The organism is Williamsia sp. z71, from assembly GCF_059553375.1.
On record NZ_JCANWX010000009.1, the window covers coordinates 52,164 to 75,037 of the forward strand.

The following is a 22,874-nucleotide window of genomic DNA, read 5'->3' on the forward strand; positions in this document are numbered from 1 at the left end:
AGTTCGAGGAGTTCCACACTGGACGCCATGCCGTCAGTCACCCCGGTGTCCGTTGTCATCCTCGCGTCGGGCGCGGGTTCGCTGGCCTCGGCATTGCTCGACGCTGCCGAGGACGACGACTATCCGGGCACCGTGGTCGCGATGGTGACCGACCGGGACTGCGCAGCTGAGCAGGCGGCGCGTCGACGCGGCGTGGACACCGCGATCGTCCCGATGATGAGTGACCGTTCCGAGTGGGATCGCAAGCTCGCCGACACCGTTGCCGCGTTCAAACCAGACCTGGTGGTGGCGGCGGGATTCATGAAGATCCTGGGTCCGGAGTTCATCGCCCGTTTCGGTGGCCGCATCATCAATGCGCACCCCGCGTTGCTGCCGTCGTTCCCCGGCGCACACGCGGTGGCCGATGCACTGGCCCACGGTGTGAAAGTGACCGGCTCGACCATTCATCTGGTCGACAGCGGTGTGGACACCGGGCCGATCCTCGCGCAGGCCCCGGTCGCCGTGCAGACCAGCGACGACGAGATCACGTTGCATGAACGAATCAAGATGGTCGAACGGGTGCTGCTTGTCGCGGTGGTGCGTTCGATCGCCACCAAAGGTGTTGTCATCGAAGGACGAAAGGCCCACATTCCGTGAGTAATGACCTGCAGCGCAAGCCCTTCCGTCGGGCATTGGTCAGCGTGTACGACAAGTCCGGGCTGACCGAACTCGCCAAGGGGTTGCACGCCGGCGGCGTCGAGATCGTATCGACCGGTTCGACGGCCAAGAAGATCGCCGAGGCCGGTGTCCCGGTCATCGAGGTCTCCGAACTGACCGGTTTTCCCGAGTGCCTCGAAGGCCGGGTCAAGACCCTGCATCCGATGGTGCACGCCGGCATCCTGGCCGACACCCGCAAGGACGCCCACAACGAGAAGCTCGCCGAACTCGGTATCGCCGCGTTCGAGTTGGTCATCGTGAACCTCTACCCGTTCACCGAGACGGTGGCCTCGGGTGCGACTCCCGATGAGTGCGTCGAGCAGATCGACATCGGTGGACCGTCGATGGTGCGCGGTGCCGCCAAGAACCATCCATCCGTCGGCGTCGTCGTCGACCCCACCGACTATTCGGATGTCCTGGCCGCAGTCGAAGCCGGAGGCTTCACCCTCTCCGAGCGTAAGTCGCTGGCCGCCAAGGCGTTCCGTCACACCGCCGACTACGACATCGCGGTCGCCGAGTGGATGGGTCGCGTCGTCGCGCCCGAGCCCGACAGCGAGTTCCCCGTCTGGGCGGGCAAGAGCTGGGAGCTCTCGTCGGTCCTGCGCTACGGCGAGAACCCGCACCAGCCGGCCGCGCTCTACGTCAGCAGCACCGAGGCCCCGGGTCTGGCCCAGGCCGAGCAGCTGCACGGCAAAGAGATGAGCTACAACAACTACACCGACGCCGACGCCGCCTGGCGGGCCGCCTACGACTTCACCGATCCCGCGGTCGCGATCATCAAGCACGCCAACCCCTGTGGCATCGCGACGTCGGAGAACATCGCCGAGGCACATCGCAAGGCGCACGCGTGTGATCCGGTCAGTGCCTACGGTGGCGTGATCGCGGCCAACCGTCCGGTGAGTCTGGAGATGGCCGAGCAGATCGCCGAGATCTTCACCGAGGTCGTCGTCGCCCCGGCATTCGAAGATGGCGCGCTCTCGGTCCTGACCCGCAAGAAGAACGTCCGGGTGCTGCTCGCGCAGCCCCCGCGCCGCGACGCCGTCGAATTGAAGCCGGTGAGCGGCGGGGTGCTCGTCCAGCACCGCGACATCCTCGACGCCGACGGTGACTCGCCGGAGAACTGGCAGTTGGCCGCCGGCGAAGCCGCCGACGCGGCAACCCTGGCCGACCTCGAGTTCGCCTGGCGGGCCTGCCGCTCGGTGAAGTCCAACGCAATTCTGCTCGCGTCGGATCGGGCGTCGGTCGGTGTCGGTATGGGTCAGGTCAACCGCGTCGACTCCGCACATCTGGCGGTGACGCGTGCCGGTGATCGGGCTCGCGGCAGCGTCGGTGCGTCCGATGCGTTCTTCCCGTTCCCGGACGGACTGCAGGTGCTCATCGACGGTGGCGTGAAAGCTGTTGTGCAGCCCGGTGGTTCGATTCGTGACAACGAGGTGATCGCGGCCGCCAACGAGGCAGGCATCACCCTCTATCTGACCGGGGCCCGGCACTTCGCCCACTGACCCCGCGCAAACGAGCCACCTTTACGAAGACGAGCCACATATTTGTGGCTCGTCTTCGTATTTCCGGCTCGTTTGCGGGGGTGCATGAGCGATGCGGTACGTTGCGCCGGTGGCAGAACTGGCGTTCTTGATTGCCGCCGGCTTTCTTGCCGGTGTGGTGGGTTACGTGACCGGGCTCGCCTCGATCGTCAGTTATCCGGCCCTGTTGCTGGCGGGCCTGCCGCCGATCACCGCCAACGTCACCAATACGGTCGCGCTGATCCCGGTGGGTATCGGCAGTGCGACGTCCGCGCGGGCATCGATCACGTTCGACCGTCGCCTGCTGGCGTTGCTCGGCTGCGCCGGTGCCGGCGGTCTGGTCGGTGCGGTGGTCCTCTTGCTGACGTCGGCGAGCACGTTCGAGGCCGTGGTCCCATACCTGGTGGCGGTCGCGGCCCTTGCGGTGTTGTGCCAGCCGATGATTCGCCGGATGTCCGGACATCGCGACATCCCCGGGATCCTGCCCATCGCGGTGTTCGTCATCGCGATCTACGGTGGCTATTTCGGTGCCGGTGCCGGGATCATCTTCCTGGCCGTCTCATTGATCGCGACGACGCAGACGATCTGGCAGGCAACACTGTTCAAGTCGGTGCTGCTGGCCGCCTCGAATGCCGTTGCCGCCCTGGTGTTCGTGATCTTCGGATCCATCGACTGGGGTGCGGCCGCCGCGATGGGCCTCGGTTGCCTGGCCGGCGGCTGGGTCGGACCACCGGTGGCGTCCAGGATTCCGGCCACACCGCTGCGAATAGCCATCGCATCAGCCGGTTTCGGGCTGGCGATCTGGCTGGCCTTCCGCTGAGCAGACATCCCCACAGGAGCCGGCAGTCCCCAAACGAGCCGTTAATACAAAGACGAGCCACAAATATGTGGCTCGTCTTCGTATTACCGGCTCGTTTTGCGAGGAGTCGGTGGGGCGGGGTCAGAGGACGCCGTCGGCCTTCAATGCCGCGATGGCGTCGTCGTCGAGGTGCAGGAGTTCACTGAGCACCTCGGTGTTGTGACGGCCCGGGACCGACGGACCTGCATTGCGGATCCGGCCCGGCGTGCCGGTCAGTTTCGGGACGATGCCCGGCCCGAGGACGTCTTCGCCGATGCGTTCGTCGAAGTGCGGGGTGATCATGTCGCGGGCCAGCAGTTGGGGATCGTTGACGACCTCGGCGACGGTGTTGATCGGCCCGACGACCACTCCGGCCGCCTTGAGCACTTCGATGAGGTGGTCCTTGGGCTGTTCGGCGGTCCACTGGGCGACGATCTCGTCGATCGCGTCCTGGTTCTCGCCGCGGGCCCCGTGATCGGCGAATCGGGGATCGGTCGCCAGTTCGGGTTGGCCCATCGCGATGCAGAGGCGCCGGAAGACGGTGTCCTGGTTGGCCCCGATGACCACCATGCCGCCGTCGCCGGTGGGGTAGATGTTCGACGGTGCGATGCCCGCGAGCCGGGTGCCGGACGGTCCGCGGACCACACCGCCCTGGTCGTAATCGGGGATGGTCGATTCCTGAACCGCCAGACAGGCCTCGTTCAGTGCCACGTCCACGATCTGACCTTCGCCGGTGACGGTGCGGCGGTAGAGCGCTGCCAGCGCGCCGTGCACGGCGAACATCCCGGCAAGCGTGTCCCCGAGGGACAGTGCGATGCGGGGCGGCGGCTGGTCGGGGTAGCCGTTGAGGTGGCGCAGTCCGCTCTCGGCCTCGGCGACCGAGGCGTACCCCGCGCGACCGGCATCAGGCCCGGTCTGTCCGTAACCCGAGACGCGCACGAGGATGATCCCCCGATTGCGTTCACGGAGTACGTCGTAGCCGATGTCCAGTTTTTCGAGGGTGCCGGGACGAAAGTTCTCGACGATCATGTCGGCCTGCTCGACGAGCTCCAGGAAGATCTCGCGGCCACGTTCACTGCGAAGGTTCAGCGTGATCGCACGCTTGTTGCGGGCGTAGACGGTCCACAGGAAGTGGTGTCCGTCGCGTTCGGCCTGGCCCCAACCGCGCAATGGGTCCGGCGACGTCGGGGCCTCGATCTTGATCACGTCGGCGCCGAGGTCGCCCAGCAGACGGGCACCGAAAGGTCCGGCGATCAGCGAACCCAACTCGAGGACCCTGATCCCGTCGAGTGCTCCGGTGGGGGCTGTTGGGCCGGGTCCCGATGCCGCTGCTGGAGACGGTGTGGTGCTTGTCATCTCCTCAGTTTGTCGAACCGCGAGCCACCAGGGGCAGCCGGGCTCTGTCGTCGGCGTGTCGCGGAGGCAACCCGGGACGGGCGCAACAGCCGCTCGCGAGTTCCTCTGCGGGCGTAACAAGTGCGCTTCCGGGCGCAGCCTCGTAGCGTAGAAGAGGTGAGCACACCCCACACGACGACAACCCGCTCGGCACACCCTTCTCCACGGACCCTCGGCGAACTTCGTGCCTCGGGTCATGTGCAGCGAAGCGTGAAGGACGAGATCCGTAACAATCTGCTGAACGCACTGCGGTCCGGCGTCGACCCCTGGCCCGGAATCCTGGGTTTCGAGACCACGGTGATCCCGCATCTCGAGCGCGCACTGCTCGCCGGACACGACGTGGTGATGCTGGGTGAACGCGGGCAGGGCAAGACCCGTCTGCTGCGAACCATCGTCGGTCTCCTCGACGAGTGGACCCCGGTCATCGAGGGTTCGGAACTCGACGAGCACCCGTACGAACCGATCACCCCGGCCTCGATCCGCAAGGCCGCGAACCTGCTGGACGATCTGCCGATCGGGTGGCGTCATCGCAGCGAGCGTTACTCCGAGAAGCTCGCCACCCCCGACACCTCGGTGGGCGACCTGGTCGGCGACGTAGACCCGATGAAGGTCGCCGAGGGACGGAGCCTGGGCGATCCGGAGACCATCCACTTCGGGCTCATCCCGCGGGCGCACCGCGGCATCATCGCGATCAACGAGTTGCCCGACCTGGCCGAACGCATCCAGGTCGCCATGCTCAACGTGATGGAGGAGCGCGACATCCAGGTCCGCGGTTACAGCCTCCGGCTGCCGCTCGACGTGGTCCTGATGGCCAGCGCCAACCCGGAGGACTACACCAATCGCGGCCGGATCATCTCGCCCTTGAAAGACCGGTTCGGTGCCGAGATCCGCACCCATTACCCGATTGAACTCGAAGACGAGATCGCGGTCATCGAGCAGGAGGCCGACCTCACGGCGACCGTGCCGACGTTCCTGATCGAGATCATCGCGCGGTTCACCCGGTATGTCCGGGACAACCCGGCGATCGATCAGCGGTCCGGTGTCTCGGCCCGTTTTGCCATCGCGGGCGCTGAAACCGTTGCCGCCGCGGCACTGCACCGGGCCGCAGTCCTCGGGGAGGACCTTGCGGTGGCACGCGTCGTCGACCTCTCGTCGGTGATCGAGGTGCTCCGAGGCAAGGTCGAGTTCGAGTCGGGTGAAGAAGGCCGCGAGATCGAGATCCTCGAGCACCTGCTGCGCAAGTCGACGGCCGACACGGTGCGCGAGCATCTCGGCGGTGTCGATCTGGCGACGCTGGTCACCGCGCTCGAGGCCAGCGAACCGGTGGTGACCGGTGACCGGGTCTCCGCCAACGACCTGCTGACGTCGATGCCCGAGGGCACCGAACCGGTGGTGAACAAGATCGCCGAGCGACTCGATGTCATCGACGACGGAGAACGTGCCAGTGCCCTCGAGTTGGCGCTCGAAGGTCTGTTCCTGGCCCGCCGGATCGGCAAAGAAGCCGACGGCACCGGCCAGACCGTGTACGGCTGAACCGAGAGAAACCCACATGCCCCGCAACAATTTTCACCGCTCCCGCTATCTGCGGTACACCGGTGGCCCCGATCCGCTGGCGCCGCCGGTGGACCTGCGCGAAGCGCTCGATGCCATTGGCGACGACGTGATGGCCGGCGGGTCCCCGCAGTCCGCGATGCGCGAGTTCTTGCGTCGCGGCAGCAAGAACATGCGGGGACTCGATGAACTGCGGGAGATGGCGAACAAGCGTCGCGAGCAGATCCTCAAGTCCCGCAATCTGAACGGGACATTCGAGGAGATCCGCAAGCTGCTCGACGAGGCCGTGCTCGACGAGCGCAAGCAACTCGCGCGCGACCTCGATGACGATGCGCGGTTCGCCGAGATGCAGATCGAGAACCTCCCGCCGTCGACCGCGCAGGCGGTCCAGGACCTCTCCGACTACAACTGGCGCAGTCCGCAGGCGAAGGAGAAGTACGACAAGATCAAAGATCTGCTGGGCCGGGAGCTCCTCGATCAGCGTTTCGCGGGGATGAAGGAAGCCCTCGAAGGGGCGACCGAGGAAGACCGGCAACGCATCACGGACATGCTCAAGGACCTCAACGAACTCCTCGCCGCGCACAACCGTGGCGAGGACACCACCGAGCAGTTCGATGAGTTCATGGACGAGCACGGCGATTTCTTTCCCGAGAACCCCGCCAACACCGAAGAGCTGATCGATTCGCTGGCAGCCCGCAGTGCCGCTGCCCAGCAGTTCTACAACTCGTTGTCGCCGGAGCAGCGGGCCGAGCTCGATCAGCTGGCGCAGCAGGCTTTCGGTTCACCGGACCTGATGGGACAGCTCTCGCAGATGGATTCGCAGCTGCGGCAGGCGCGTCCGGGGATGGGCTGGGACGAGGGCCAGAGCTTCGAAGGCCAGCAGGGGATGGGCATGGGCGAAGGTGCCGGGGCCCTGCAGGATCTTGCCGAACTCGAGTCGTTGTCGGATCAACTCTCCCAGCAGTATTCGGGTGCACAACTCGACGACGTCGACCTCGATGCACTGGCCCGCCAGCTCGGCGAAGACGCGGCTGTCGATGCCCGGACACTTGCCGAACTCGAGAAGGCACTCAAGGAGGAAGGCCTCCTCGAACGCGGCAGCGACGGTCAGCTGAAGCTCTCACCCAAGGCGATGCGGCAACTGGGGCAGTCCATCTTCCGGGATGTGGCCGAGCAACTCTCGGGACGTCACGGCGACCGGCAGACCCGCCGCGCCGGACTGGCCGGCGAGCCGACCGGATCGTCACGGGAATGGGAGTTCGGCGACACCGAACCATGGGATGTCACCCGTACGGTGTCGAATGCGGTGCTGCGCACCATGACCGAGGACCGCGACAAACGACACGCCGGCAACGCGATGATCCGCGATGGTGTGCGGATCGACGTCCGCGATGTCGAGGTCGCCGAAACCGAGGCACGCAGCCAGGCCGCGGTCGCGCTGCTGGTCGACACATCGTTCTCGATGTGGCTGGAGAATCGCTGGACGCCGATGAAGCGCACGGCGATGGCGCTGAATCATCTGATCTCCACCCGGTTCCGCAGCGACGAACTGCAGCTGATCTCGTTCGGTCACTACGCCCGGACGCTCGAGATGAGCGAACTCATCGGCCTGGACGGTATGCGTCAACAGGGTACGAACCTGCACCACGCGCTTCTGCTCGCGCAGCGGCACTTTCGTCGCCACCCCAATGCCCAGCCGGTGGTCCTGATCGTCACCGACGGGGAGCCGACCGCACATCTGCTGCCCGGGGGCGAACCGTTCTTCTACTACCCGCCGCATCCGGCGACGCTCGGGGCCACCGTCCGTGAACTCGACAATGTCGGGCGAATGGGCGCCCAGGTCAGCTTTTTCCGGCTCGGCGACGACCCCGGTCTGGTGCACTTCGTGGATCAGATGGCGCGCAGGGTGTCGGGCCGGGTCGTGGCGCCCGATCTCGACGGTCTCGGTGCAGCCGTGGTGGGCGACTACCTCGGCGGAAAGCGACGTCGCAACACCCGTTGACCGGGCCGATAACCGTCAGCGCTTCTTCAGCGACGGTTGGGTGTGATGTTCCAGTGGCCGGCGAACCACACTGACGCCGCCCATCAGCGCCAGGCCGGCGACGGTGATGGTCGGTGCGCCCGGGGTGCCGGAACCTTCGGCGTCGGCCTCGCCGTCGAAGCCGCCCATGATCCCGATGCCGTTGATCCGGACGTTGGCGTCCTGGGGGACCACGATCTCGATGCCGCCCATGATCGCGTTGGCCCGGATCGTCAGCGTCGGAGACGTGAAGGTCACCTCACGCAGGTCGATCTCCACTCCACCCATGAGGGCGAACGCGGTGAGCGTCTCGCCGACCGCGGCCCGGCGGCCCTTGAGTTCGGAACCGCTCATCACGGCGATCCGATGGGTGGTCGGTTCGACATCGGCGGCGTAGGTGGGCCGGGTGGCCTGGGCCGTCGGCGGCCGTAGTTGATTGGTGGGCAGATCGTCGGTGAGGGCGTCGAGTTCGCCGAAGGTCTTGGCCGCGATCGCCCTGTCGGCGCGCTCCTCGTACTCCACCGGGCTCAGGTGTCCCTTGGTCATCGCCAAGGAAAGGATGTCGAGAGCCAGACGCCGGTCGGCGTCGCCGGCTCGGACGTTGCTCAGACTGGCGGCGGGTTCGGAATCTCCGGTGGGTGTCAGATCGCTCACCCGCTCACCGTAGTGGGCTTCGGCCCGGTCAGGCCAGTGTAAATCCCGATGATGTGCCGTTTTGGCGGAGCCGACCTGGGCATTCTGTCGCCAAAACGGCACATCATCGGGGGGCGGGGGCGCCGTTGAGCAGGATCTGTAGTGCAGTTCTGTACGCGAGGTAGGCCCGTTTGCCGGATGCGGTGATCCGGTAGGTGGTGCTGCTGCCCCGGCCGTGGCCGGCTTTTGACGCCGTCAGGTACCCGGCCGACTCGAGGGCCGACATCTGCTTGGACAAGTCCGAATCGGTCAGGTCCAGGTGTTCCTTGAGGAACTTGAACGACGCCGTGGTGCTGTTGGCCAGAATCGCCATGGCGGCGAGGCGTTTTGGGGCATGGATCACCGGGTCGAGGCCGTCGATCATGCCAGCCGCACCCGAACCGCCGCCGCTGCCTTGGCGTAGCGCCGTTCGTAGATCATCAGCCCGCAGGTGATGAGGACGAAGGCGACCACCGCTGCCGGCGCAACGCCACCGAGCCACCACGCCGAGGCGATCAGCCCGGCGACAATCGGCAGTGCCAGGAAGTAGCGATTCCATTCCACCCGGATCTCGGCAGGCGGCGCGCCCTTGCCTGGCATGGGAAACGCGCCGTGCCGCCTGCTCATCCAGCCGAGGAAGACGAACTCGACGACGATCAGTGCGGCCATCGATCCAACGAAGAGCCCGATGCTCTCGCGCCACCAGGCGAAGGCGCCGATCATCGCCGCCGCCCAGCCGCCGACTGCGGGGTAGTACCACCACGGTGTCGGTGGGTGGTCGACATAGGGCGAGGCTTCGGCGCGTTCGGCGATTTTCAGGAGTTCACGCGCCTCATAACTTTCCATGTTGGAAAGCATAGGAATAACTTTCCAACACTGCAAGTATAGTGACCGTCGACGGGCTTGATGCCCTGGTCGGGCCCTGGATTCGGACTCGCTTTGGATTGAGAGGGGGGTAACCGGTACCCTCTAGAGGTTGTCGATGTCAGCTCCGACTCGCACTCCTTTCCACTGGGGTGCGCATCGGGTACCAGGCACCGCAGGACGAGTGCAGAAGTCCGAATGCCGAGATGGCGAACGGACACGCACAAACCCCGATACGTAAACGAAGAAATGAAGGGCTGAATCATGGCTGTACCGAAGCGCCGGATGTCGCGGTCGAATACTCGTAGCCGCCGCTCGCAGTGGAAGGCCGACAACCCGGTCTTGCAAGAGGTCAAGGTTGGTGGCGTCGCTCATCGCGTGCCCCGTCGCCTGGTCAAGGCCGTGAAGCTGGGCCTCGTCGATCTCGATCGCCGCTGATCTAGCCCCCAAGGCTCAACGCAGAGGCTGGCCGTCGAACTGACGGTCAGCCTTTTGTTGTGCCCGGAACCTGAGGCAGGGAAGGCCTGCGGTGTTGCAGGACGTACTGAATTACGCGGGCATCGCGGTCTTCGCATGCTCGGGCGCCCTGGTCGGCATCCGCAAGGACTTCGACCTCTTCGGGATCCTGTCGATGGGTGCGGTCACCGGTGTCGGTGGTGGCATCGTCCGCGACCTCCTGCTCGGCATCACGCCGCCCACCTCGGTGCAGCATTGGCCCAACCTGACCATTGCATTGATCTCCGGGCTGATCACGTTCTTCTTCCATCCGGCGTTCAACAAGTTGTTTCGGGCGATCCTGGTCCTCGACGCGGTCGGCATGGCCGTGTTCGCGGTCACCGGCGCGTCACTTGCCCTCGACCACGACGCGAGTGCGATGGCTGCCGTCCTCATCGGTATCACCACGGCGATCGGTGGCGGCGTCCTGCGCGATGTCCTCGCCGGGGAGGTGCCGTTGCTGTTGCGCCCGACCGACCTCTACGCGGTCCCGGCGATGTGCGGGGCGCTGCTCGTGGTGATCGCAGCCGGGCAGGGCTGGCCGGCGTGGGGCATGGTCGGCGGCGCCGTCCTGGCAACCGCGTTGCGGATGGCGAGCCTGCAGTTCAACTGGCATCTGCCGATGGCCCCGCGGCGGTCGGCCTGACCTGTCGACGGGCACCTGGCCGGCCGGGTCCGAAGCCCGATACCGATGCGGTGAGGCGCGGCGCGCCGGGGGATTACTCAGCGCTCTCTCAGCAGGTCACGTAAGACTGTTGTCATGCGCATTCTTGTTGTGGACGACGATCGCGCCGTTCGCGAATCTCTGCGCCGGTCCCTGACGTTCAACGGGTACACGGTGGTCACTGCCGGAGACGGTGTGGAAGCTCTGGAGAAAATCACCAGCGAGCGGCCCGATGCGGTCGTGCTCGATGTGATGATGCCGCGCCTGGACGGGTTGGAGGTCTGCCGTCGACTCCGCAGCACCGGCGACGATCTGCCGATCCTGGTCCTGACCGCACGCGACTCGGTGTCCGAGCGGGTGGCGGGCCTCGACGCCGGTGCCGACGACTATCTGCCCAAGCCCTTTGCCCTCGAAGAACTCCTGGCGCGACTGCGGGCGTTGATGCGCCGTGCGGCAACCGAAGCGCCGCCGGACTCGGAGGCGATGACCTTCGAAGATCTCACGATGGATCCGGTCACCCGGGACGTCACCCGTAACGGCCGGCCGATCAGCTTGACGCGCACCGAGTTTGCGCTGCTGGAGATGCTGATGGCCAACCCGCGTCGCGTCCTGACCCGTAGCCGCATCCTGGAAGAGGTGTGGGGCTACGACTTTCCGACGTCGGGCAACGCGCTGGAGGTCTACGTGGGCTATCTGCGTCGTAAGACCGAAGCCGAGGGCGAGATCCGACTCATCCACACCGTGCGGGGCGTCGGTTACGTCCTGCGGGAGACCCCGCCGTAGATCGTGAGCTGTGAACTGTGAGTTTTTACCATCGGCAGTCGACCCCGACCGGGCCGATCACTCCACAACGTCCGACGAACCTCGTCCCGGCCGATCAACTGCCGCGTCAGATGCGTAAGCCGACGCCGCTGACCCGCACCATCTCTCTGCGTTGGCGGATCACCATCCTGGCCGCCACCGTGGTCGGTATCGCGGTGGCCGTCATGGCCGCCGCCGCCTTCGCGGTGGTGTACCGAGCGATGTACGCCGATGTCGATTCACAGCTGACCAACCGGGCCAACGGGATGACCGAGCTGGCCCGGATGGGCGTCCTCGATGATTCGCCGGAGTCCCTGGTCGCCGGCACGGTGTACTCCACCGACATGTCCGTGGCGCTGGTCATGCCCGGCGGGCGGGGTTTTCAGATCGGCAGTGTGCCCTACGGTGATGCCGAGCAGGAGGTCGTCGACGGCGAGTCGGAGTCGTCGTTGCGGACCTCGAACAATCAGCGGGTGTTGGCGCGCAAGCTCGTCGACGGCAATACGCTGATCATCTCGCAGAGCCTCGGGGACACCGACGACGTGCTCGGGCGGTTGGCGTGGGTGCTCGGGGTGATCGGCGGCTGTGGCATCATCCTGGCAGCGGTGGCCGGAACAACCGTCGCCAGAGCGGGTTTGCGGCCGGTGGCGCGGTTGACCCGCGCTGCCGAACGGGTGGCCAGAACCGACGACCTGACACCGATCCCGGTGGTCGGCAACGACGAGTTGGCAAGACTGACAGAGAGTTTCAACCTCATGCTGCGGGCGCTGGCCGAATCGCGGGACCGCCAGTCCCGGTTGGTCGCCGACGCCGGTCACGAGCTGCGGACGCCACTGACGTCGTTGCGGACCAACCTTGAATTGCTGATCGCCTCGTCCGAGCCCGGCGCCCGGGAGGTTCCCGAGTCCGACATGGCCGAGTTGCGCGCCGATCTGATGGCGCAGATCGAGGAGTTGTCGACGTTGGTCGGCGACCTCGTCGACCTCGCCCGGGAGGATGCCCCCGAGGTGGTGCACGAGGAGATCGATCTCGCGGAGGTGATCGACCGCAGCCTGGAACGGGTGCGTCGACGCCGCAGCGACGTGGATTTCGATGTCCATGTCAACCCGTGGTTCGTGTTCGGGGAGAGTGCGGGCCTGTCGCGGGCTGTGCTCAACGTGCTCGACAACGCGGCCAAATGGAGTCCGCCGGGATGTCCCGTGGTGGTGAAACTGACCCAGGTCGAGCCCAACCGCGCGGAATTGACCGTCGCCGATGCCGGACCGGGCATTCCGCCGGAGGACCGGCAACTGATCTTCGAACGGTTCTACCGGTCGACCGCAGCCCGTTCGATGCCGGGTTCGGGCCTCGGTCTGGCGATCGTCCGGCAAGTGGTGGTTCGCCATGGCGGGACCGTGGTCGCCGGTCAATCCGATGCCGGTGGTGCGCTGCTGACCATTACATTGCCAGGCTCGCCCACCCCTGCCGAGATCGCGCCGCGCGTCGTTCAGCAGTAGTCCGTTGCGGACGGTGTGTTCGGTGCGCTCGTCGCCTCTTTGACCGTCCGTGTCATCTGAACGGGCCGAACCGCTCGTTGGCGGCCCCCGTGAGTGCGAGAATTGAGGGGCAAACCAACAGCGGCGTCTCAGCGACATCTCAGGCCGACGTAGCAGGGTATGTAGCAGTGCCGGGATTTCGGCCGGCAACGAGAGCGCATTGGTGCGCCTGGCAGAAAGCGCGTGGGATATGGGCGGCAACGACGACAACGAACGGGGATCGAGCACCCCCGGGGGTGGCGGATTCTCGAACCAACCAGGTGCCGGTGGTCCTGCCGGACCGGCGGGATGGGGTCAGGGCGGCGAGCCCATTTCTCGTCCCGCGTCGTTTGATCCCCGATCTGCCCAGCAGCCTTCGTCTTACGGGCAGCAGCCCGGCAATCCCTATGGCCCACAAGCTGATCCGCAGTCACCGGGTGCCCACCCCGGTCAGCAGTCGCCGTACCCCGGCTATGGATCAGCCAATCCGACAAGCCAATTCGGCGCCGGTGACGCCCGGTCGGCAGGTCCTCAGTCATACCCGCCGGGGACCGCCCCGGCATCGCAGCCGGCCGGACGCTCGGGTGGTCTCAAGGCCGGGATCGCCATCGGGGCCCTGGTCGTGGCCCTGGTCGCCGGCGGTGTGGGTGGCGTCATCGGGGCGAACGTCGCAGATGATTCGTCGGGCTCTCCCGGTAACAGCAGCGGAGTTCTCGGTGGGGACCGCGACAATACGCAACCGGTCGCCGCCCCCGAAGGGTCCGTGCAGGCGGTGGCGCAGAAGGTGCTCCCGTCGGTCGTGTCGATCAAGGTCATCGGCAGTCAATCGGCGGGGTCGGGGTCCGGTGTGGTCCTCACCGAGGACGGCACGATCATGACCAACAACCACGTGGTCTCCGGGGCTGGTTCCAACGCCGAGGTGATCGTGGTCTTCAACGACGAAAGCACCGCCACTGCAACGATTGTCGGAGCCGACACCATCTCCGACATCGCGGTGATCAAGGTCGACAAGACCGGGTTGACCCCGATTCAGATCGGCACGTCGGACAATTTGGTGGTCGGTCAGGAAGTGATCGCGATCGGCGCCCCGTTGGGCCTTGACGGCACGGTGACCACGGGCATCATCAGTGCGCTCAACCGGCCGGTCTCGACGCAGGGCGCCCAGAGCGGCCAGGCCTCGGTGATGGATGCGATCCAGACCGACGCCGCGATCAACCCCGGTAACTCCGGCGGTGCGCTGGTGAATGCCAACGGGGCACTGATCGGGATCAACACCGCCATCGCCAGCCTTTCCGAGGGCGAGTCGGGCGGCAGCATCGGGCTCGGGTTCGCCATCCCCGTAGACCAGGCGATCCGCGTCGCGAACGAACTCGAGACGACGGGCAAGGCCACCCAGGCGGGCTTGGGTGTGTCGGTCCGTTCGGGTTCACCGTCGGCCGACCAACCCGGTGCGCTGATCAGTGACGTACAACCGGGTGGCGCGGCCGCAGACGCCGGTATCCCGAACGGGGCGTTGGTCACCAGGGTCAACGACCGGGTGATCTCCTCGGGCGATGCCCTGATCGCCGCTGTTCGGTCATACGCACCCGGCGACAAGGTCGAAATCACCTACGAGGTGAACGGACAAAGCAAAACAGCCGAGGTAACCCTCGACACCCTGGATACCGGAGGCCGATAGATCGTGAAATTCCCAGACCTGACAATTGCTGATCCGAAATCGACCGACGCCGCAGCGGGTGGACCACTGCGCTCGGTGTCGGTCATCCCGACAGATAGAGTTCCACTCGGAGATGGTGTCATCTCCGGCCTGGAGATCCGCGAGGCCGATGCGGTTGCGGCAGATGCCGCGGCAGCCCGGCTTGCCGCCCAGGTGGGAGAGGTCGAGGCGGAAGGAAATCAGATGAGGTCGTTGAACTTGGCCGAAGAGGTTCTGGGACGGGCTCTGGTGGTCATTGTCGACGATCGTGCCGCGCATGGCGAAGATCAGGCGCTGATCGGGCCCCTGGTCGGGGAGTTGCTCGAAGAGGCAGGTTTTCACGTCGATGCGGTCGTCGCCGTGGAATCTGACGAGGTCGAGATTCGTAACGCCCTCAACACCGCGGTGATCGGTGGCGTCGACCTGGTGATCTCGGTCGGTGCTGTCGGTGTCGGTGGACGTGACGTTGCCCCGGAGGCGACCGAAGATCTGCTCGACCGCAAGTTGCCTGGCATCGAAGAAGCCCTGCGGAGTTCGGGTTTGGCGGCCGGTGCGATGGACGCCGGTTTGTCGCGGGGCCTGGCCGGTATCTCGGGACAGACGATCGTTGTCAACCTCGCCAACTCGCGGGCGGCCGTACGCGACGGGATGGCCACCATCACGCCCATGGCCAAGCACCTCATCGCGTCGATCTCAGAGTTCTGAATCTGGTTGTCGTGGCGGAGAAATCGGTGGGCAAACGCAAGTTGTCGCGAGCGGAGCTGGACAAAATATTCGGCGACGAACTGCCGGCGACCACCCGTGATGAGCGCCCAAACGGCCAGTGTGACGAAGATCACACACGTGTGGATATGCAGTCTGACGAATGGTTTATCGTTAACCGGCCACCACATCACGAGTGAATACCGTTTTCGTCACAGCCCGGGTCCTGCGGTTTAACGAGTTGTTAACCAAATTATATGCATCATCGACAATTGTCGGTGCAGGACAGCGGATCTCGGTATTTAGGTCAGGCTTACTGCTAACTGTTGCTTGCATTCGCCCAGCACACTAACGTTCCGCTCGATACGTCCAGTACCAGTGCGGGGGCTGGAAGTGTCCCGCGATGCGCCCCCGAGGGTGTTCGTGGAAGGACATGAACGTACGGCTGGAATTAACGTCAGGGAAACGTCGGGCTTGCCGCCTGTTAACGCGTTCCATGGAGTATTCCGACCAACCGTCAGGTCACTTCAGGCTCACGATTTGGTTGAGTTTGGATTACACAGCAATCCTGTGAGAGGGAACGAATGAGCAAGTTCAGCATGTTCGGTCTGCGCCGCGTTGTCGGCGCTGGAGCCATTACCGCGGTTGCTGCCATCGGCTTGGCCAGCATGGGCGCCGGAAACGCCGCCGCAGGCCCGCTGGCTTCGGGCAGCAAGGTCACTGAAGGCATCGATGGCACCGTGATCAAGATCGAGCGCACCGGCGAGAGTGCTTACCCGGTTCCGTCGCTCGCCAACAACGGTGCAGGCCGCTCCGCCGAGGTCAACGGCAAGGTCAAGGTCTACTCGGGCGGTTCGGCGGGAACGCTGACCACCGGTTACATCGTTGGCTGCCAGATCGACATCACCGGCTTCTCCGGTGGACTGGGCGCCAGCCTTGACGTCCTCAGTCTCACCGGTGGACTCTCCGGTTCGCTGTCTATCCCGCTGAGCCCGGGTCAGGCTGTCTTTGTTTCCCTGGGCAGCAAGGACTTCGACGGAAATGACGCGTCGATCCAGTACAAGAACCAGGGCATCGACGTGCAGCAGTGTGGCGGATACGCCCAGGCTCGCGCCTTCTCGACCGTCGTCACCACCGGTGACTTCGTTGTGAAGTCGACCCTCTACGGCCAGCCGTTCAGCCTCAACTGATCGTCGGCAGATAATCCCGCCCAAGTCTTGAAACACTTTTATCTGCCGCAAGCAGATTGATATTTCCGTAAGGGGAATCATGAAGAACACAACCTCGCGTCGTCTCGCGGCGGCCGCCGGTATCGCCGGTGTATCCGCAGTGGCGCTCGCCACGATGGGCGTCGGTGCCGCAGGCGCCGGACCGCTCCCCGGTGGCAAAGTAACCCAGACCCTCGACGACGGCACCTCGGTGACGGTCAGCCTGTTCGGCGAGAAGTCGACCATCAGCCCGGCGATGTCTGCCATCCCGACCAGCCGCAACGTATGGATGGACGGCAAAATCGCCGTCAACATCTCCGGTGGCGCTGAAGGCGGCAACGTCGAAGCCGGTTACATCGTTGGTTGCCAGCTGAACTTCGGTGCCGGCGCCGGTGCCGGCGGCGGTGTAGAGGCGACATTGCCGACCGGCGAAGACTCCGGTTCGATGATCGAACCGGCATACAACGCCGGTGGTGAAGCAAGTTTCACGCTTTCTCCCGGTGAAGCCAAGTACGTTGCCTTCTTCTCTGATTCCGACGGCAACAACAGCGGCTTCGATTTCGAGGGCGCGACCGGTGGCATCGCCTACAGCCAGGAAACCTTCGCAGTCCACGGCTGCGCCGGTTTCGCTGAGGCCAAGGCCTACGTGAAGGTGACCGTCGAGACCGAATCGACCACCGGCATTGTGACCCTGTACGGCAAGCCGTTCAGCATCGGCTGATAGCAAGCCTGCTCGACAACTGAATATCAACGAAAGCCGGGACGCCACAAGGTGTCCCGGCTTTTGTTGTTTCCGCACCCGGTGTTGGTGATCCGATTTCGAATTGCTGCGCCACGGCTGAATGGGAAGGGCCACGGATCAATTCGTGCCGTGGGAGTAAACCTCTTGAACTGCGCGAGGCCGGACCGCGCATTGCTGCTGTGCAGCACCCCCGGCGACCGGAAAGTCGTTCAACCGGCGGGTCCAGTGGTCACGAAATGCCAGCTGCCCGCACAAAGAATGTGCGGGCAGCCGGTTTGTGGATATGCGGTTCGAATTACTGGCTGTGTCGTCCGGGGCCGTCGTCGGGGCGCTCCGGGGGCGGAACGTAACCCGGGGGCGGGCCGCTCAACGGATCGGGTCGGTACCCGGGGTTCTGTGGACCGTAGTCCGGGGGCCCGTATTGAGGCGGTCCTGAACGCTGCGGCGGCTGATTCGGGTTGTAGCCGGGAGGGGGGCCTGCCGGTGGCTGGTAGCCCTGCGGTGGGCCGCTGAGTGGATCGTTATGGGGCGGCGGGCCTGTCGGCGGCTGGAAGCCCGACGGGGGGCTCTGTGGGTACGACGGCGGGCGGCCCGGCTGTTCGGGCCGGCGCCCGGGTTGTTCGGTCTGGGCGGAGAACTGCTGGGTGCCTGCCTCGGACGCGCCGTAGGCGCCGGCAGCGCCGGCGGCCCCCGCCATCGGTGCGGACGAGCGGCCCTCGTTGGCCCGCTCGATGTACGCCTCGTCCTTATCGGTCTGTGTGCTCTTGGCCGCCGCGATCTTGGCCTTCTCCTCCGACGGATCTTTACCTTGCAGAATGTCGCGGATCTCGGTGAGCAATTCGGATTCAGACAACGCGACCGCGTCGTCACCGTCCTGGGCGGCAAATGCCTTCAATTTTTCGTAAGGCATCACAATTACGAAATACACAATTGCGGCAATTATCACGAAGTTGATGATCGCGGTGATCAATCCACCGATATCTACAAACGTCTCGGGGTTGCCGTCGAGAATTGTGAAACCGAGGCCCTCTGCCGCATCTGTTCCTCCGAGTGAATTGATCAGAGGTTCAATGATGTTGGTGGTGAACGCCGTGACAATGGCGGTGAATGCAGCACCGACCACAACGGCGGTGGCCAGGTCGACGACGTTCCCTCGCATGAGGAAGTCTTTGAAGCCCTTTAACATGTCGTGGTCCTTCCCACCTGGGAAAACGCGCATATGCTGGGGAACATTTTTCGATCTTAACCATCTATCGACCCCGATAGTGGATGGAACATGCGGATTCAGTGAAAGACCACGGTGATCGGCCCGGCGAGGGTTGCGACGGCGACACGGTGCGCATCCCGTTCGGGCATGGCCAAGACGGTCGGTCGGGCATCGCGGCCTGATCCCGCTGGGCCGGGGGCGAATACGAGTGCCACCACGGCGTTCTTCACCAAAACGGTTGACGCCGACGGTGCTTCGCCATCGGGTGAGTCGTCGATGCTCAGCACGTCCACCACGTCGCCTTCCCGGAGAAGGTCGACGATGGACGAGTCGGACAGGGTCACCGGGACCAGGCGCGCGTCCTCGCGCCCCAACAGGGCAGCGGGCAGGCGGCTGGACAGCACCCGGGTGTCGGTGAAGATCTCACCCGGGTGGACCGGGCCCGTGACCGTTTGTTCGACCAGATTCGAGGGGTCGGTGACCGCGCCCGCCGGGATGGCGGCGGCGTCGATCTGGCGGACCTCGAGGTCATCAGAGGTCAGATGGATCCCGGGGGCGATGTCACGGGCGGCGACAACGACGGACCGCAGCTCGTGGTCGCGCTGGGCCGCCACGGCCGCGACCAGCGCCGTCACCAGCAATGCCGCAGCGCAGATCCGTCGAAGCAGAAGCGCGCGCGTCCAGCCGGGGCGCAGTGCGTGCCTCAAGCGGTCGAGGGCGGTGGGTTGAAGTGGATTGCGTTCGGGCATGGCCGAACGCTAGGTCAGCAGCACTGCAAAATCCGGTGGACAGGCGCCTACCCGGCCGAGCTGTGGGCAGGCGCTGCCACTGTGGACCAACGCCGGTTCAGGACGCTGTTGCGGCCGGCGCGCTGGGGGTTGAAGAGCTGGTCGACGAGCTGCTGCTCGAATCGCTCGACGACGACGAGGAGCTCGACTCCTTCTTGCTCGAGGAGTCGCTGGAGCTCGCCTCGCTGCTGGTCGAGGTCGACCGGCTGTCGTTGCGGTAGAAGCCGCTGCCCTTGAAGACGATGCCGACGCTGTTGAACAGTTTGCGCAGCTTACCGGCACATTGTGGGCATTCGGTCAGCGAATCGTCGCTGAACGACTGCACGATGTCGAAGCGGTTATCGCACTGTGTACAAGCATACGAATAAGTGGGCACCGAGGACCTCCGGAAGTATTTAGCCGAGAACTTTGTGGATTCTACAGCGCAGTTGGCACTCTACGTTAACGAGTGCCAGGGTCGGGTTGTTCCAGGGCGGTGAAGCCGCCTGCGGGTGTCAGACTCCATCCCATCGGCACGTCCAGCTCGTCTGCGGGGATCGCGTCGAGCACCTCGTCGTCGTACACGACGGCCACCAGGCGTTTTGTGTCGACCGCGGCGATGGTGCGGTCGTAATAGCCCGCGCCTCGACCGAGCCGGACCCCGTTGCGATCGACGGCCAGCGCCGGGACCAGGACCAGGTCGGCGGTGGTGATCGCGTCGCTCGTCAGGATCGCGCCCGTCGGTTCCAGCAGGCCGAACCGGCCCGTTGCCAGCGACTCGGGTCCGTCGTAATCCGACCAGCTCAGCGGGGCGGGGGGACCGGGGCCGACCACCGGGAGCAACACGCGGTGACCACGATCGCGCAGCGCGTCGAGCATGGCGACCGATCCGGGTTCGGTACCGACCGGCACGTAGGCGGCGATCGTGGCGGTGTCGCCTGCCAACTGCTCGGTATCTTCCAGGTGGGCGATCCATGTCACAAGGCGGGTGTCCGCCGCCGCTTTAACCTGCGGTGACATATTCGCGCGAGCCCTCTGTAGGTGTTTACGCAAAGTAATCTTCGTGTATTTGATGGGGTGCAGCCTCTCATCCGAAGCGATCTGCCGATAGGTTTATCCCTGGATGCCGTCATTAAGCAAAGTAGGGTGGAAAATGATTGATGCGAAGATGAGCCCGACCGATGAGATGGAATACGAATCGGTCCCCGGAACACCCCCTATTCCGCGGACCGCAATAGTTCCTGCCGCGGGTTTGGGAACACGCTTTCTTCCTGCGACCAAAACGGTCCCGAAAGAGCTTCTCCCGGTTGTCGATACCCCGGGCATCGAACTGGTGGCAGAAGAGGCCAAGGCCGCCGGTGCCGAGCGCCTGCTGATCATCACCTCGCCCGGCAAGGACGGCGTCGTCGCCCACTTCGTCGAGGACCTCGTGCTCGAGCACACGCTGGAGTCGCGCGGCAAGGACAAGATGCTGGCGAAGGTCCGCAACGCGCCGTCGTTGCTGGAGGTCGCCTCGGTGATCCAGGAGAAGCCGCTCGGTCTGGGCCACGCGGTCGGCTGCGTCGAGGCACAGCTCGACGACGATGAGGACGCGGTCGCGGTGTTGCTGCCCGACGACCTCGTGATGCCCTCCGGCGTGCTCGAAGTGATGGCGCGGACCCGCGCGCGGCGTGGCGGCACCGTCCTGTGCGCGATCGAGGTCCCCACCAACAAGCTCAGCGCGTACGGCGTCTTCGACGTCGAGGAACTGCCCGACGCGATCAACCCGAACGTGATGAAGCTCAAAGGCATGGTCGAGAAGCCGAAGGCCGAAGATGCGCCCTCGAACTACGCGGCTGCCGGTCGGTACATCCTCGACCGGGCCATCTTCGACGCCCTGCGCCGCATCAAGCCCGGTGCCGGCGGCGAATTGCAGCTCACCGACGCCATCGCCCTGCTGATCGAAGAAGGACATCCGGTCCACGTGGTCGTGCACCGCGGCACCCGACACGATCTGGGCAACCCGGGCGGGTACCTGAAGGCGTCGGTCGACCTCGCGCTCGACCGCGACGACTACGGTCCCGAACTTCGGGAGTGGCTCGTTCAGCGCCTCGGTGTCTAAGGGCTACCTGAGAATTTTCGACAACGCGCCCGAACTGCCGGGCCGGTGGACCGGTTCGGTCGTCGAAACCCGCTAACGTCATGTCTTGCGTGTGTGCAGACTCCCGTGCCATATCGGCTCACGTGGTCAGGGCGGGGTGAGAGGAGATGATCGGTGCGTTCGGTGGAGGATCAGCTGAGTCGGGTGACCGCTGCAGCGGTGGCACCTCGGCCGGTACGGGTGGCGATCTCCGAATCGCAAGGTCTGCTCTGTGCCGAGGATGTGACGGCCGACCGGCCGCTTCCCGGATTTGATCAGTCGGCCATCGATGGCTACGCGGTGCGCAGTGTCGATGTCGCCGAAGCGGGCAGTATCGCCGGCGATGACTCCGAGTCGCCGGGGGACCATGTGATCGTGGTCCTTCCGGTGGTCGGAGAACTCAAGGCGGGCTCCCGAACACCGACGCGGCTGCAACCGCGGCAGGCGGTCCGGGTGGAAACCGGCGCCCCGCTGCCGACGCTCGCGGACGCCGTGGTCCCGCGTCGCTGGACCGACGGCGGTCTGCCGAAGGTGCGCGTCGGGCATGCGGTGCGCAGCGGTCAGTACGTCCGTCACGAGGGTGCCGATGTGCAGCCCGGTGATGTGGCCGTGCGGGCCGGGACGATCATCGGTCCGGCGCAGGTCGGGTTGCTGGCCGCGGTCGGATGTGAGCGGGTTCTGGTCCACCCCCGGCCGCGACTGTCGGTGATCTCGATCGGTGGCGAGCTGGTCGACATCGATCGCACCGCCGGCGGCGGACAGGTCTACGACGTCAACAGCTATGCCCTGGCCGCGGCCGCACGTGATGCCGGCGCCGACGTGAACCGGGTCGGCATTGCCGACAGCGAGCCGACCCAACTGCGCGAAATTGTTGAGGGACAACTGATTCGGTCCGAGATCGTCGTCATCACCGGCCCGGTCGGTGGTGCCGCGTCCGAGTCGATCAAAGAAGCCCTCGCCGAACTCGGCGAGCTCGAGATCACCCGGATCGCGATGTACCCGGCGTCGGTCCAGGGTTTCGGTCAGCTCGGACGGGACGAGGTCCCCACCTTCTTGCTGCCCGCGAATCCGGTCAGTGCACTGGTGGCCTTCGAGGTCATGGTGCGGCCGCTGATCCGGATCGCGATGGGCAAGCGCCAGCCGATGCGTCGCGTGGTGCGCGCCCGGACCGTGGGTGCGATCACGTCGGTCGAAGGTCGTCGCGGATATCTGCGGGGACAGCTGATGCGAGACGAACAGACCGGTGAATATCTGGCCCAGGTGATCTCCGCGCCCGACGGCGGCTCGCACCTGCTGGCCGGGCTCGCCGAGGCCAACTGCCTCGTGATCATCGAACCCGAGGATGTGGAGTTGCGGCCCGGCGACGAGGTCGATGTGGCTTTCCTGGCGCAGCGCGGGTAAGA

Annotated in this window: 24 protein-coding genes; 16 read left to right on the forward strand and 8 right to left on the reverse strand. The window is 65.3% G+C overall.

The genetic code is table 11. The features are described from left to right. The first annotated feature begins 27 nt into the window (after positions 1-27). The 3 genes from purN (at position 28) to AC51GR_RS20920 (ending at position 3,036) form a co-directional block, all read left to right on the forward strand. Positions 28-636: a phosphoribosylglycinamide formyltransferase gene (gene purN / locus AC51GR_RS20910; RefSeq protein WP_496326581.1), complete on the forward strand. Its 609-nt coding sequence runs from the start codon at positions 28-30 to the stop codon at positions 634-636. Beyond that, entirely contained in the window at positions 633-2,198 is a 1,566-nt protein-coding gene (purH, locus tag AC51GR_RS20915; protein ID WP_496326582.1) for a bifunctional phosphoribosylaminoimidazolecarboxamide formyltransferase/IMP cyclohydrolase, read from the forward strand. Before purN ends, purH begins: the two co-directional genes overlap by 4 nt. Before the next feature lie 91 nt (positions 2,199-2,289). After that, a complete protein-coding gene (locus AC51GR_RS20920; RefSeq protein WP_496326583.1) occupies positions 2,290-3,036 on the forward strand; it encodes a sulfite exporter TauE/SafE family protein in 747 nt (248 codons plus the stop codon). 120 nt (positions 3,037-3,156) lie between these two features. Here the strand turns inward: AC51GR_RS20920 and AC51GR_RS20925 are convergent, their stop codons facing one another. Then, positions 3,157-4,410, reverse strand: a complete 1,254-nt coding sequence (locus AC51GR_RS20925) for a CaiB/BaiF CoA transferase family protein (protein ID WP_496326584.1) — start codon at positions 4,408-4,410, stop codon at positions 3,157-3,159. A 156-nt stretch (positions 4,411-4,566) separates the two neighbouring features. Between AC51GR_RS20925 and AC51GR_RS20930 the strand changes: the two genes are divergently transcribed. After that, positions 4,567-5,982, forward strand: coding sequence for a sigma 54-interacting transcriptional regulator (locus AC51GR_RS20930; protein WP_496326585.1), 1,416 nt, complete (start codon positions 4,567-4,569; stop codon positions 5,980-5,982). 16 nt (positions 5,983-5,998) lie between these two features. Beyond that, entirely contained in the window at positions 5,999-8,002 is a 2,004-nt protein-coding gene (locus AC51GR_RS20935) for a vWA domain-containing protein (RefSeq protein WP_496326586.1), read from the forward strand. A 15-nt stretch (positions 8,003-8,017) separates the two neighbouring features. On the opposite strand, the gene AC51GR_RS20940 is transcribed toward AC51GR_RS20935, so the two are convergent. From AC51GR_RS20940 to AC51GR_RS20950, 3 genes are all read right to left on the reverse strand, one after another. After that, the gene (locus tag AC51GR_RS20940) at positions 8,018-8,674 is read right to left on the reverse strand and encodes a DUF1707 SHOCT-like domain-containing protein (RefSeq protein ID WP_496326587.1); all 657 of its coding nucleotides are present in this window, start codon (positions 8,672-8,674) and stop codon (positions 8,018-8,020) included. Positions 8,675-8,777: 103 nt separating this feature from the next. Then, positions 8,778-9,077 (reverse strand): transcriptional regulator, encoded by a 300-nt coding sequence (locus AC51GR_RS20945; protein ID WP_496326588.1) that lies wholly within the window; start codon positions 9,075-9,077, stop codon positions 8,778-8,780. Further along, positions 9,074-9,538 carry a hypothetical protein gene (locus AC51GR_RS20950; protein WP_496326589.1) on the reverse strand — a complete coding sequence of 155 codons (465 nt, stop codon included), beginning with the start codon at positions 9,536-9,538 and terminating at the stop codon, positions 9,074-9,076. Before AC51GR_RS20950 ends, AC51GR_RS20945 begins: the two co-directional genes overlap by 4 nt. Positions 9,539-9,820: 282 nt before the next feature. Between AC51GR_RS20950 and rpmF the strand changes: the two genes are divergently transcribed. The 9 genes from rpmF (at position 9,821) to AC51GR_RS20995 (ending at position 17,357) form a co-directional block, all read left to right on the forward strand. Then, positions 9,821-9,994 carry a 50S ribosomal protein L32 gene (rpmF, locus tag AC51GR_RS20955; protein WP_482137664.1) on the forward strand — a complete coding sequence of 58 codons (174 nt, stop codon included), beginning with the start codon at positions 9,821-9,823 and terminating at the stop codon, positions 9,992-9,994. A gap of 91 nt (positions 9,995-10,085) precedes the next feature. After that, a complete protein-coding gene (locus AC51GR_RS20960) occupies positions 10,086-10,697 on the forward strand; it encodes a trimeric intracellular cation channel family protein (RefSeq protein ID WP_496326590.1) in 612 nt (203 codons plus the stop codon). A gap of 114 nt (positions 10,698-10,811) precedes the next feature. Continuing rightward, entirely contained in the window at positions 10,812-11,498 is a 687-nt protein-coding gene (locus AC51GR_RS20965; RefSeq protein WP_496326591.1) for a response regulator transcription factor, read from the forward strand. 110 nt (positions 11,499-11,608) lie between these two features. After that, positions 11,609-13,012 carry an ATP-binding protein gene (locus AC51GR_RS20970; RefSeq protein ID WP_496326755.1) on the forward strand — a complete coding sequence of 468 codons (1,404 nt, stop codon included), beginning with the start codon at positions 11,609-11,611 and terminating at the stop codon, positions 13,010-13,012. Positions 13,013-13,241: 229 nt separating this feature from the next. After that, positions 13,242-14,708: a S1C family serine protease gene (locus tag AC51GR_RS20975; protein ID WP_496326756.1), complete on the forward strand. Its 1,467-nt coding sequence runs from the start codon at positions 13,242-13,244 to the stop codon at positions 14,706-14,708. Between the two features lie 75 nt (positions 14,709-14,783). Continuing rightward, positions 14,784-15,431 carry a MogA/MoaB family molybdenum cofactor biosynthesis protein gene (locus AC51GR_RS20980; protein WP_496326757.1) on the forward strand — a complete coding sequence of 216 codons (648 nt, stop codon included), beginning with the start codon at positions 14,784-14,786 and terminating at the stop codon, positions 15,429-15,431. 11 nt (positions 15,432-15,442) lie between these two features. Next, on the forward strand, positions 15,443-15,628 hold the full coding sequence (locus tag AC51GR_RS20985) for a hypothetical protein (protein ID WP_496326592.1): 186 nt from the start codon (positions 15,443-15,445) through the stop codon (positions 15,626-15,628). 384 nt (positions 15,629-16,012) lie between these two features. Continuing rightward, entirely contained in the window at positions 16,013-16,618 is a 606-nt protein-coding gene (locus AC51GR_RS20990) for an MspA family porin (protein WP_496326593.1), read from the forward strand. 79 nt (positions 16,619-16,697) lie between these two features. Then, entirely contained in the window at positions 16,698-17,357 is a 660-nt protein-coding gene (locus tag AC51GR_RS20995; protein WP_496326594.1) for an MspA family porin, read from the forward strand. Positions 17,358-17,673: 316 nt separating this feature from the next. Here AC51GR_RS20995 and mscL read toward each other — a convergent pair whose 3' ends face one another. The 4 genes from mscL to AC51GR_RS21015 form a co-directional block, all read right to left on the reverse strand. Continuing rightward, positions 17,674-18,564: a large conductance mechanosensitive channel protein MscL gene (mscL, locus tag AC51GR_RS21000; protein WP_496326595.1), complete on the reverse strand. Its 891-nt coding sequence runs from the start codon at positions 18,562-18,564 to the stop codon at positions 17,674-17,676. Positions 18,565-18,662: 98 nt separating this feature from the next. Then, positions 18,663-19,334, reverse strand: a complete 672-nt coding sequence (locus AC51GR_RS21005) for an SAF domain-containing protein (protein WP_496326596.1) — start codon at positions 19,332-19,334, stop codon at positions 18,663-18,665. A 97-nt stretch (positions 19,335-19,431) separates the two neighbouring features. Further along, entirely contained in the window at positions 19,432-19,749 is a 318-nt protein-coding gene (locus tag AC51GR_RS21010; RefSeq protein WP_496326597.1) for an FmdB family zinc ribbon protein, read from the reverse strand. Positions 19,750-19,814: 65 nt separating this feature from the next. Further along, positions 19,815-20,372 (reverse strand): 5-formyltetrahydrofolate cyclo-ligase, encoded by a 558-nt coding sequence (locus AC51GR_RS21015; protein WP_496326598.1) that lies wholly within the window; start codon positions 20,370-20,372, stop codon positions 19,815-19,817. Between the two features lie 133 nt (positions 20,373-20,505). Between AC51GR_RS21015 and AC51GR_RS21020 the strand changes: the two genes are divergently transcribed. Together AC51GR_RS21020 and glp are read left to right on the forward strand one after the other, a co-directional pair. Next, entirely contained in the window at positions 20,506-21,453 is a 948-nt protein-coding gene (locus AC51GR_RS21020; protein WP_496326599.1) for a UTP--glucose-1-phosphate uridylyltransferase, read from the forward strand. A gap of 153 nt (positions 21,454-21,606) precedes the next feature. Beyond that, complete coding sequence (glp, locus tag AC51GR_RS21025; RefSeq protein WP_496326600.1) at positions 21,607-22,872, forward strand: molybdotransferase-like divisome protein Glp; 1,266 nt, start codon at positions 21,607-21,609, stop codon at positions 22,870-22,872. Positions 22,873-22,874 lie beyond the last annotated feature (2 nt).

Bases quoted from the DNA above. Each gene is read 5' to 3' on its own strand.
- purN (WP_496326581.1), top strand. From the start codon at position 28: ATGCCGTCAGTCACCCCGGTGTCCGTTGTCATCCTCGCGTCGGGCGCG.
- AC51GR_RS20920 (WP_496326583.1), top strand. From the start codon at position 2,290: ATGCGGTACGTTGCGCCGGTGGCAGAACTGGCGTTCTTGATTGCCGCC.
- AC51GR_RS20925 (WP_496326584.1), bottom strand. From the start codon at position 4,410: ATGACAAGCACCACACCGTCTCCAGCAGCGGCATCGGGACCCGGCCCA.
- AC51GR_RS20935 (WP_496326586.1), top strand. From the start codon at position 5,999: ATGCCCCGCAACAATTTTCACCGCTCCCGCTATCTGCGGTACACCGGT.
- AC51GR_RS20945 (WP_496326588.1), bottom strand. From the start codon at position 9,077: ATGATCGACGGCCTCGACCCGGTGATCCATGCCCCAAAACGCCTCGCC.
- AC51GR_RS20950 (WP_496326589.1), bottom strand. From the start codon at position 9,538: ATGGAAAGTTATGAGGCGCGTGAACTCCTGAAAATCGCCGAACGCGCC.
- rpmF (WP_482137664.1), top strand. From the start codon at position 9,821: ATGGCTGTACCGAAGCGCCGGATGTCGCGGTCGAATACTCGTAGCCGC.
- AC51GR_RS20965 (WP_496326591.1), top strand. From the start codon at position 10,812: ATGCGCATTCTTGTTGTGGACGACGATCGCGCCGTTCGCGAATCTCTG.
- AC51GR_RS20970 (WP_496326755.1), top strand. From the start codon at position 11,609: ATGCGTAAGCCGACGCCGCTGACCCGCACCATCTCTCTGCGTTGGCGG.
- AC51GR_RS20975 (WP_496326756.1), top strand. From the start codon at position 13,242: ATGGGCGGCAACGACGACAACGAACGGGGATCGAGCACCCCCGGGGGT.
- AC51GR_RS20990 (WP_496326593.1), top strand. From the start codon at position 16,013: ATGAGCAAGTTCAGCATGTTCGGTCTGCGCCGCGTTGTCGGCGCTGGA.
- AC51GR_RS20995 (WP_496326594.1), top strand. From the start codon at position 16,698: ATGAAGAACACAACCTCGCGTCGTCTCGCGGCGGCCGCCGGTATCGCC.
- mscL (WP_496326595.1), bottom strand. From the start codon at position 18,564: ATGTTAAAGGGCTTCAAAGACTTCCTCATGCGAGGGAACGTCGTCGAC.
- AC51GR_RS21005 (WP_496326596.1), bottom strand. From the start codon at position 19,334: ATGCCCGAACGCAATCCACTTCAACCCACCGCCCTCGACCGCTTGAGG.
- AC51GR_RS21015 (WP_496326598.1), bottom strand. From the start codon at position 20,372: ATGTCACCGCAGGTTAAAGCGGCGGCGGACACCCGCCTTGTGACATGG.
- AC51GR_RS21020 (WP_496326599.1), top strand. From the start codon at position 20,506: ATGATTGATGCGAAGATGAGCCCGACCGATGAGATGGAATACGAATCG.